Genomic DNA, 9299 nt, shown 5'->3' on the forward strand with positions numbered 1-9299 from the left:
CGAAATGAGGTGGGTATGGATGATCTGAGGCCCTGGCGTTGGCTGATCGGGGTGATTGATTTAGGTGGTTTGCAGGCGGCGGCGGATCATTTCCATCGGACACCATCAACACTCAGCCATGCCATCAAACAGCTTGAGGTTCAGGTCGGCTTGCCTCTGGTGGCTTATCAGGGGCGGCGGCTGATACTCACTGAGATCGGTCAGCGGCTGACCTGCCGTATGCGACCGGTGCTGCGTGATCTCGATGGCGCACAGGCCTTGGCGAACAAACTGACACAAGGTGTTGAGCCAACCTTGAGTATTGCCATCGACCAAATTGTTCCGTTTGCACCGATCCAAGCGGTGTTAACGGTGCACGCCGAGCGTTACCCACAAACACGTATCGAACTCTACGAAACGGTTTTGGGGGGCGGTCCGGCTATGATGAAATCCGGTGCAATCGGGCTGTACATTGGAACCGAGGCTGTCACGGGGCTGTTGATGGAATCGCTCGACTGCCTGAAACTTGTCCCTTGCGCGGCACGCACGCATCCTCTTGCCCAGCAGGCCGATCCGGTCAGCGATGCAGATCTGCGCAGATACCGGCAAATCGTCATTCGTGACTCAGCACCGGGACGATTGGCCAATGGGAGCTGGTTATCTGCCGAGCAGCGCTTTTCGGTCGACCATTTACACACTGCAATCGGCCTGATCGAGTCGGGGCTGGGTTTTGCGTGGCTTCCTGAACCACAGATAGCCAGTCATCCGATGCTCCGTGCTTTGCGCACGATTGATGCCGTCGCCGATGAAACGGATATCCGTCTGGCCTACACTGCAGGATTTGCGGCCGGCAAAGCGGGCGCCCATTTGATCGATACAATTCGGGCACGGTTCAAAGATTGAGATTTAGGATGGGTTTGGACCTATGTTCGCCGACGTTCAGGGTTACTGTGGCGGTTGAATGGTCGTCAAACCCAGATTGCTCCAAGACTGCATGCCACCGCGGTACCAATAAATTTTATCGGCAGGATAGCCCATGCTTACCAATTCCTTGATGTTGGTGGGCGATTGTCCACACCAGGGGCCGTTGCAGAACAGAACCAAGGTCTTGGCACCCCGAAAATCCCATATGCCATCGCTGACTTTGGCGTTGAATTTATCCGTCAGCAGTGATTCGACCACAAGCGGTTCGTACGTGGAGGCACCCCGGTAGATTTGTGTCCATGGGATATTGACTGCACTGGGTATCGTACCATTGCGGTACCAATCGGGTGTGCGGGAGTCGATGATTTCAATCGTCTTGTCACCCTCGGCTTTCTTTTTCAAAAATTGAATCATTTCCAGTTCACCGATGGTGTGTACGCCTGGCAGCAACTGCATGGGCTGAATGCAGAACGGGGGGCAATCTCGACTGGTTTTCGCGTACTCGGCGGTCACCGTGTGATCAGGATCCTGATTGCGTTCGATGACAACAGGCTTGCCATGGTCCATGACGGTGATGGAAGGCAGATCGCGTGTAATATTGACCCGCAGTTTTTGCTTAACTTCGTCCGCGTGGGTTGTAGCAGATACAGCACACAGACTGACAAACAAAACAAAAGCAATCGGGACAAAAGCAATCAAGGTGTTTAAGTGCTTACTGGGTTTCATGGCGCCTATCTCCTGTAACTTTGTTAGAATACCTAAGCATTAGCAGTTGAGTAAATGATTGTCAATAAAATCAATATATTAGATAATTATATTATTCTGAATCGACTTCAGATGTGCAACACAACCGTATGTCTGAGTACAGGCTCATCAGAAAAAAGGGTGAACAATGAAAATATATTTACTGATCGCTTTGGCCGGTTCGTTTGGTGCCATGGCACGTTTTGCGATGATCAACTGGATAACGCACTATCTTGGGCGAGCATTTCCTTATGGTACGCTCACTGTGAACGTCTTGGGTTCGGCGTTGATGGGTTTTCTGGGGGTGTATTTACTGCAGAAATTTCATATTGCCCCTGAGTATCGCGTCGCGATTTTGACGGGTTTTCTGGGCGCGTTTACCACCATGTCTACCTTTTCTATTGACTCGCTCACATTAATTGATAGAAATCAATGGTTTATGGCAAGTTTGTATATCGCATTGACTGTGGTTGTCTGCATAGCGGCCGCACGAGGCGGGATGCTTTTAGCCGAACGCATCTGATGGAGTGGCGCGGTGTTAGATCCGGTTGAACTCAAAGCGCAAATCAAAGATTGGGCCATTAAGTTTGACTTTGATGATCTGCGCGTGACCGATACGGATTTATCCCGGTATGAAGCAGGCTATATTCATTGGATTGAACAAAATTATCACGGCACGATGGACTATATGGCCAAATACGGTTTAACCCGATTGCGGCCGCATGAATTAGTGCCCAAAACGTTGCGCATTCTTTGCGTGCGCAAAAATTACCTGCCACCCGATGCGCGTGGCCCCCGTGATGTGCTGCATGATTCCGAACTGGGTTATGTTTCCCGTTATGCGCTGGGGCGCGATTATCACAAGGTGTTGCGCAAAAATCTGCAACGGCTTGCCGAACGAATCACAGATGCAATCGGCCCGTTCGGTTTTCGTGCTTTTGTGGATTCGGCGCCGGTTTATGAGACAGGTTTAGCCGAAAAAGCCGGTATTGGCTGGAAAGGTAAGCACTCGCTGGTGTTGAATCGTGATGCGGGTTCCTGGTTTTTTCTGGGTGAGTTGTTTATCGATTTCGACCTGCCGATCGATGACCCTGTTGAATCTTGCTGTGGATCGTGTACCGCCTGCATCACGGTTTGCCCGACACAGGCCATCGTCGCTGACGGCGTGGTGGATGCGCGCCGCTGTATTTCTTATCTCACCATCGAATCAAAAGACGACATCCCGCTGGAATTGCGCGCAGCAATGGGGAATCGGATTTATGGCTGTGATGACTGCCAGTTGGTTTGCCCTTGGAATCGATTTGCTCGTGTGGCGGCCGATGCCGATTTTCGTGCGCGCCACGGTTTGGACGCACCGGGTCTGATTGAATTGTTTCTGTGGGATGAGCCGACCTTTTTGCACAAAACCGAAGGCATGGCGATTCGTCGGATCGGTTGGCAGCGCTGGTTGCGTAATGTGGCCGTGGCCATGGGGAATCTGTTGCGTAAGCAGCCTGATGACACACCGGCTGTGGCAGCGTTGCAGGCACGACGCGGGCAGGTCAGTGATCAACTGGATCGGCACATTCAATGGGCATTGGCCCAGCGGGAAGGATTACCTCAAAACCGCCAGAATGTATGAAGATGCGCCATCAATATGCATTGCCTACGGCATGCCCCAAGGTGTCGGTCTGGTGTTCCCGAACCTGAATCAGGGCAGAACGCATGATGTCGGGTGCATCGCGCCACAGCGCCAACTCGACAAAATTGTGGAGCAGGGTGGCGACCACCACGATTTCGTAGCTGGTATCACGCAGTTCGACCAACCAGCTTTCTGCGTGGCGCGCGGCATGCAGACTACGTGCAACGGCGACGAGATAACCTGCCAATTGCAGTTCGTCCGTAATGGTTTCTTCAAGGATGGGCAATTTGGGAATCTGTTGCCGGCTCCACGTGTCTCCCAGCAAAGACAATGCATGATCCAGACTGTGCGGCGCATCACGTTGCTTTGCCCGTTGTACCCGGGCGGCAGACCCCATGACAAAACCACAGGCACCTGGATCGCGTCGCAGCCACCCCACCAACTCGCCCTGATCGATTTCATCCCGTTGCAGCACCGCCGTCAACCGTCGATGCACTTCAGCGCGCACGGGTAGTGGCGTTTTTTGGAGATGGGTGATCCAGTCGGCGGGTAGCGTCATGGCGGCGTATCGGTTAGATCTTCACAGCCATTTCGGCCGCGTTGCCCGTGTAGTCGGCCGGTGTCATGGCAATCAGCCGTTCCTTTGCTTCATCCGGGATGCCGTCAAGTTGCTGGATGAATACCCGCATGGCTTTGGCATCGACGGTTTGCCCGCGGGTCAGGGCCTTGAGTTGTTCGTAGGGATTTTCCATGCCATAGCGTCGCATCACCGTCTGAATGGCTTCACCCAGAATGACCCAGTTCTGATCCAGTTCGGCCCGCAGGCGCGCCTCGTCGACTTCCAGTTTGCCCAGCCCTTTGAGCAATGAACGGTAGGCGATCAGGCTGTGTGCCAGGCCGACACCAAGCGTGCGCAGAACGGTGGAATCGGTCAGGTCACGTTGCCAGCGGCTGATGGGCAGTTTCTGCGCCAAATGCGTGAGCAGGGCGTTCGCGACACCCAGGTTACCCTCGGCATTTTCAAAATCGATCGGATTGACCTTGTGCGGCATCGTGGAGGAACCGATTTCGCCAGCCACCACCCGTTGTTTGAAATGCCCCAGGGCAATCGAGCCCCAGATATCGCGCGCAAAGTCGATCAAGATGGTGTTGAAGCGCGCGATGGCGTCAAACAGCTCGGCAATGTAGTCGTGCGGTTCGATCTGGATGGTGTACGGGTTCGGTGTCAACCCCAGCGAACGGATAAAGTGTTCGGATAACGCAGGCCAGTCGACTTCGGGATACGCGGCCAGATGCGCGTTGAAATTGCCCACTGCGCCGTTGATCTTGCCAAAGAGTTGGATGGCTTCGACCTGCTCGCGCTGACGCATCAGTCGTGCCAGTACGTTGGCGATTTCCTTGCCGATGGTGCTGGGTGAGGCGGGTTGGCCATGCGTGCGGGACAGCAGCGGAATGTGCGCCCAGGCATGGGCCTTGGTGCGCAGGTCGGCGATGATTTCATCCATGACTGGCAACAGAACTTCGCTGCGCGCGCCCTTGAGCATCAGCCCGTAGGCGAGGTTATTGATATCCTCGGACGTGCAGGCAAAGTGGAAGAACTCGCTCAAGTCGCGCAATTCGGCAAAATCGGCCACCTGTTCTTTGAGAAAGTACTCGACGGCTTTGACATCGTGGTTGGTGGTGCGTTCGATGGTTTTGACGCGTTCGGCATCCGCGATGGAGAACTGCTCTGCGATTTCATCGAGGTGTTGACGCGCCGCCTGCGAGAGTGCAGGGACCTCGCTGATACCTGGGTGGGCGCTCAAGGCTTTGAACCATTCGATTTCGACAAGGACGCGGTACTTGATCAGGGCAAATTCACTGAAAAAGGCTCGTAATGGCTCGGTTTGGCGGGCATATCGGCCATCGACGGGGCTGATGGCGGTGAGCGTGGCTTCAGGCGTGGTCATTGGGTCTTCCTGTTCTGTGCGCAATAATTGTTCATTATTTATTGGTTTGTTATTTCGTGTTTGATGCTGTGCCGTCTTTCAGCACATTCGCCAGATCCTGAATCAGTTGACGCAGCGCGCCCACCATCAGGCGTTGATCGGCATCGAGTTGCTGGTCGGCATCGTCAATCATTTCCCCTGAGTCATTTGTGTCCAGAAGTTCAGTCGGCTTGATTTTCGCCAGACCGCCATCGGCACGCAAGGTAAACCGGATTTGCTCGCGCCAGATCAACTCAAGTTGATCGACTTTCATGCCTTCGTGCAAATGAGCGACGACGTGCGGATCCGGCAGTGCCAGCTTCGCTACGGTCACGCTGCCACCTTCCCGCAAATCGACCAGCTTGGCACCTTCACCGATTTCAAATCCGGTGGGCGGCGTACCAAGCAGCCATGAGGCCAGATGGGCGGAAATATCCTGCGGGCCGAACAAAGGCACCATGCGCCATTGACCGATCTGTTCGCGCAGTTGATTGCAGGTTTGTTCGATCTTGGTTGCCGTGAGTGTATCGAACCACACCTGCTGGTTCTTGCTATCAATGATGGTTTGAGTGTTTGCTTGCCGTGGGAAGGCCTGAGGGAGCAGTTCCAGCAAAACGGCATCACGCATGGCACTCTTTTCCGCTTTGCTGGGCTCATCGGCGGTGCCCGCCCGGGCGAGCAGCCGTTGATCAGCCTCGTCACGGACGACCGAAGAAGGCACGCTGCGCTCTTCACGCTGCAACACGATGCGCGCGGCACCATCGGTCTCGTGTACATACTGTTCGCCAATGGCAGTTAGCCAGCCGACCGATTCGGCCTGTTGCGGTCGTGTCGGGGAGAAGGGGTGTTCTTTCAATGCGGTATTCAGGGTAGAAAAGTCCGGGCATTCGGATTCGAGACGGTAGACAGATAATTGACGAAAAAACATGATTTCCTCCACAAACGAGCTGACATTATGCCGCAAGGAATGCATCAGTGCTTTGATCAAACACCGGTCGGGTCGCCAAGGGCCCAACTGAAGCCTTGCGCCACTTGCGAATGGCGACGGCCATCCCCTTCGTGCCGCGCCTTGCATTTGCACCCTTGGCGATCCCGCAGAGGCGCTATCGATTCGTGCAGAGGCTCCCTAGGCTGTTTATTGCGTTTATACTCTTCCTCGATACTTGGTTGCCATGCAATACGCTCGGCGTGTTTTGCTCATGATCAAGCGTTTTTTTGAATTCAATCAGAACGAGAATTATTTATGTCCACCGCTGAACAGCGCACCGTTGAAATTCGCCTTGAAGACTACACCCCGCCGGATTTTTTGATTGATACGGTCGACCTAACCTTTGATCTTTCGCCCAGCCAGACCCATGTGCGTTCACAGATGAAGATTCGCCGCAATGGGGACCATGATCGTGCGTTGGTGCTCAATGGTGAACACATGACCCTGCTGAACGTGCAGGTCGATGAACGCGCGCTGACGGAAAATCAATATGTCTTGACCGAGACGAGGCTCACCATCCCCGATGTGCCGGATGAAGCTCATGTTGTGATCGAAAACCGGATTGATCCTGCTTCCAATACCGCTCTGGAGGGGCTGTATCAATCGGCCGGGAATTTCTGCACCCAATGCGAGCCGGAAGGTTTTCGTCGAATCACCTATTTTATCGATCGGCCGGATGTACTTTCCCGCTACACCGTGACCTTGATTGCCGAAGCCGATCTTTATCCTGTCCTGTTGTCGAACGGCAACCCTGTCGCTGCCGAAAAATGCGCGGATGGCAAACACATGGCGCGCTGGGTGGATCCGCATCCCAAGCCTTCGTATCTGTTCGCGCTGGTGGCCGGTAACTTGACACGAATCACGGACGAATTCGTCACTCTGTCTGGCAAAACCGTTGAACTGGGCATCTATGTCGAAGCGCATAATGCCGACCGCTGTGACCACGCCATGGCGTCGCTCAAGCATGCGATGCGTTGGGATGAGCAGGTTTATGGTCGCGAATACGATCTGGATGTCTTCAATATCGTGGCTGTTGACGACTTCAATATGGGCGCGATGGAAAACAAGGGATTGAATATCTTCAACTCGCGTTACGTTCTGGCCAAGCCGGATACCGCCACCGATGGCGATTACGCCGGTATTGAATCGGTGGTGGCGCACGAATATTTCCATAACTGGTCGGGTAACCGCGTGACCTGTCGGGATTGGTTCCAGCTTTCGCTCAAGGAAGGTTTCACCGTCTTCCGCGATCAGGAGTTTTCTGCCGATATGGGATCGCGCGCCGTCAAGCGTATCGCCGACGTAAATTTACTGCGGCAAGTCCAGTTCGCCGAAGATGCGGGCCCGCAGGCGCATCCGGTGCAGCCCAAGGCCTATCGTGAAATCAACAATTTCTACACTTCGACTGTATACAACAAGGGCGCGGAAGTGGTGCGCATGCTGCGCAATTTGCTGGGTGCAGAAACCTTCCGTCAGGGTACAGATCTGTATTTCGATCGTTTTGACGGTCAGGCGGTCACCATCGAGGATTTTGTTTCCTGCATGGCCGAAGTCAGTGATCTCGATCTGACCGAATTCCGTCAGTGGTACGACGTGGCGGGTACGCCAAAGCTGCTTGTGCGCGATGAATATCTCGAAGGCCAATACATTCTGAGTATCGAGCAGGTGGTGCCAGAGTCCGCCAATGGGCATCCCTACATGTTGCCCTTTGGTTTTGCCTTGTTTGACGAAGCGGGGGAGCCCGTATTGCTCGATGGCAAGGCTGAGCACATCCTGATTGTGGAACAATCATCACAGTCATGGACGTTTTCGATCGAGAAAAAAGACGCCGATTTGCTTGTACCTTCACTCAATCGTGGCTTCACCGCGCCGGTGGAGGTTCAATACGATTACTCCGATGAGGCGCTTGGCGTGCTGAGCCGTGCCGATACCGATGCATTCAACCGTTGGGATGCCTTCCAGCGGCGTATCCAGCGGTGCCTGGTGAGTCGCATCAAGGTGGCAATGGATGTCGGTTCGGTCGGTGAGGATGCCTTGCCCGAAGATCTCTCGAAGGCGTTCGGGCAGTTGCTGCTTGAGGCGGAACAGGATCCGATGTTTGTGGCCGAGTGCATCGCATTACCCAGCGAGAATTATCTGGCTGATCAGTTTGATCACGACACGCCCGTCGAATGGATTCATCATGAGCGCGTGCGGCTGCGTCAGCAACTGACTGCGGAATGGGAATCGACGTTGCAGTTGATATACCAGAGCCACGCTCAGCAAGGTGCGTACCGCTTCGAATCCCATGCCGCGGGACAGCGGCAGTTGCGTCGACAGGTTTTATCCTATCTGTGCAGTTTGAATCGCTCGGCCTGGACGCAATTGGCTAAAGAACAGTTCGATCATGCCGATAATATGACCGAATCCTTCAATGCATTGACTGCATTGAGTGTGAGCGACTCTGAGGAGTTTGATCATGTTTTGACAGCGTTCGAGGCGCGTTGGCGGCATGATCCGCTGGTTATGGATAAATGGTTTGCACTACAGGCGCAACGCAGTGATGCGGGTGCATTGGCTCGCGTACAGGATCTGATGGCACACCCGACGTTCTCCATCAAGAACCCAAATCGTGTTCGCGCCCTGATTGGTAGTTTTGCGCGAACCAATCCGTTGCGTTTCCACGATAGTTGCGGATCGGGTTATCAATGGGCGGCAGATCGTATCATCGAGCTCGATGCCATGAATCCTCAGATTGCCGCTCGCATGGCCTCAGTATTCAATACCTGGAAGCGATTTGACGGGAACCGGGCGACGTTGATGTGTGCGGCATTGAAAAAAATCCATGATCGACCTGAATGTTCAGCGGATCTGGCGGAAATTACCGGAAAAGCTTTGGGGCATTCATTCGATTGATGAATAATAGCGGCAAGGGTTACAGGCCATTGCCCGAATAAAATATTGATCCGGCCAAGTGAAGTTTGAAGTTTCATGATTTTCATGCGGCGTATTTCACGCGTGGATCCTGGAAGTACTTTTTAACGCGCTCCGGGTCTTGTTCCAGTGCTTGCATGTGCGCGGTTGCCGCAGCTTTCAG

8 protein-coding genes are annotated in these 9299 nt (G+C 54.0%); 4 read left to right on the forward strand and 4 right to left on the reverse strand.

Translation table 11 applies throughout. From position 1 onward, the window contains the following. Positions 1 to 15: 15 nt before the first annotated feature. Positions 16 to 882, forward strand: a complete 867-nt coding sequence (locus M7R55_RS08760) for a LysR family transcriptional regulator (RefSeq protein WP_298220036.1) — start codon at positions 16 to 18, stop codon at positions 880 to 882. 42 nt (positions 883 to 924) lie between these two features. Here M7R55_RS08760 and M7R55_RS08765 read toward each other — a convergent pair whose 3' ends face one another. After that, positions 925 to 1629, reverse strand: a complete 705-nt coding sequence (locus M7R55_RS08765; protein WP_298220037.1) for a rhodanese-like domain-containing protein — start codon at positions 1627 to 1629, stop codon at positions 925 to 927. A gap of 166 nt (positions 1630 to 1795) precedes the next feature. On the opposite strand from M7R55_RS08765, the gene crcB reads away from it, so the two are divergent. Both crcB and queG read left to right on the forward strand, forming a co-directional pair. Continuing rightward, on the forward strand, positions 1796 to 2170 hold the full coding sequence (gene crcB / locus M7R55_RS08770; protein WP_298220038.1) for a fluoride efflux transporter CrcB: 375 nt from the start codon (positions 1796 to 1798) through the stop codon (positions 2168 to 2170). Positions 2171 to 2182: 12 nt separating this feature from the next. Continuing rightward, positions 2183 to 3268 carry a tRNA epoxyqueuosine(34) reductase QueG gene (queG, locus tag M7R55_RS08775; RefSeq protein ID WP_298220039.1) on the forward strand — a complete coding sequence of 362 codons (1086 nt, stop codon included), beginning with the start codon at positions 2183 to 2185 and terminating at the stop codon, positions 3266 to 3268. A 10-nt stretch (positions 3269 to 3278) separates the two neighbouring features. On the opposite strand, the gene M7R55_RS08780 is transcribed toward queG, so the two are convergent. From M7R55_RS08780 to rdgC, 3 genes are read right to left on the reverse strand one after another with little or no spacing between them, the layout of a single operon-like run. Next, positions 3279 to 3827, reverse strand: a complete 549-nt coding sequence (locus tag M7R55_RS08780) for a hypothetical protein (protein WP_298220040.1) — start codon at positions 3825 to 3827, stop codon at positions 3279 to 3281. 13 nt (positions 3828 to 3840) lie between these two features. Beyond that, positions 3841 to 5217, reverse strand: coding sequence for an adenylosuccinate lyase (gene purB / locus M7R55_RS08785; protein ID WP_298220041.1), 1377 nt, complete (start codon positions 5215 to 5217; stop codon positions 3841 to 3843). A gap of 49 nt (positions 5218 to 5266) precedes the next feature. Continuing rightward, positions 5267 to 6163 carry a recombination-associated protein RdgC gene (rdgC, locus tag M7R55_RS08790; protein WP_298220042.1) on the reverse strand — a complete coding sequence of 299 codons (897 nt, stop codon included), beginning with the start codon at positions 6161 to 6163 and terminating at the stop codon, positions 5267 to 5269. Between the two features lie 315 nt (positions 6164 to 6478). Here rdgC and pepN point away from each other — a divergent pair, with 315 nt between their 5' ends. Next, the gene (pepN, locus tag M7R55_RS08795; protein WP_298220043.1) at positions 6479 to 9118 is read left to right on the forward strand and encodes an aminopeptidase N; all 2640 of its coding nucleotides are present in this window, start codon (positions 6479 to 6481) and stop codon (positions 9116 to 9118) included. Positions 9119 to 9299: the final 181 nt, after the last annotated feature.

The organism is Halothiobacillus sp. (assembly GCF_027346185.1).
In the GTDB taxonomy this organism is placed as follows: domain Bacteria; phylum Pseudomonadota; class Gammaproteobacteria; order Halothiobacillales; family Halothiobacillaceae; genus Halothiobacillus.

Bases quoted from the DNA above. Each gene is read 5' to 3' on its own strand.
- M7R55_RS08760 (WP_298220036.1), top strand. From the start codon at position 16: ATGGATGATCTGAGGCCCTGGCGTTGGCTGATCGGGGTGATTGATTTA.
- M7R55_RS08765 (WP_298220037.1), bottom strand. From the start codon at position 1,629: ATGAAACCCAGTAAGCACTTAAACACCTTGATTGCTTTTGTCCCGATT.
- crcB (WP_298220038.1), top strand. From the start codon at position 1,796: ATGAAAATATATTTACTGATCGCTTTGGCCGGTTCGTTTGGTGCCATG.
- M7R55_RS08780 (WP_298220040.1), bottom strand. From the start codon at position 3,827: ATGACGCTACCCGCCGACTGGATCACCCATCTCCAAAAAACGCCACTA.
- purB (WP_298220041.1), bottom strand. From the start codon at position 5,217: ATGACCACGCCTGAAGCCACGCTCACCGCCATCAGCCCCGTCGATGGC.
- rdgC (WP_298220042.1), bottom strand. From the start codon at position 6,163: ATGTTTTTTCGTCAATTATCTGTCTACCGTCTCGAATCCGAATGCCCG.
- pepN (WP_298220043.1), top strand. From the start codon at position 6,479: ATGTCCACCGCTGAACAGCGCACCGTTGAAATTCGCCTTGAAGACTAC.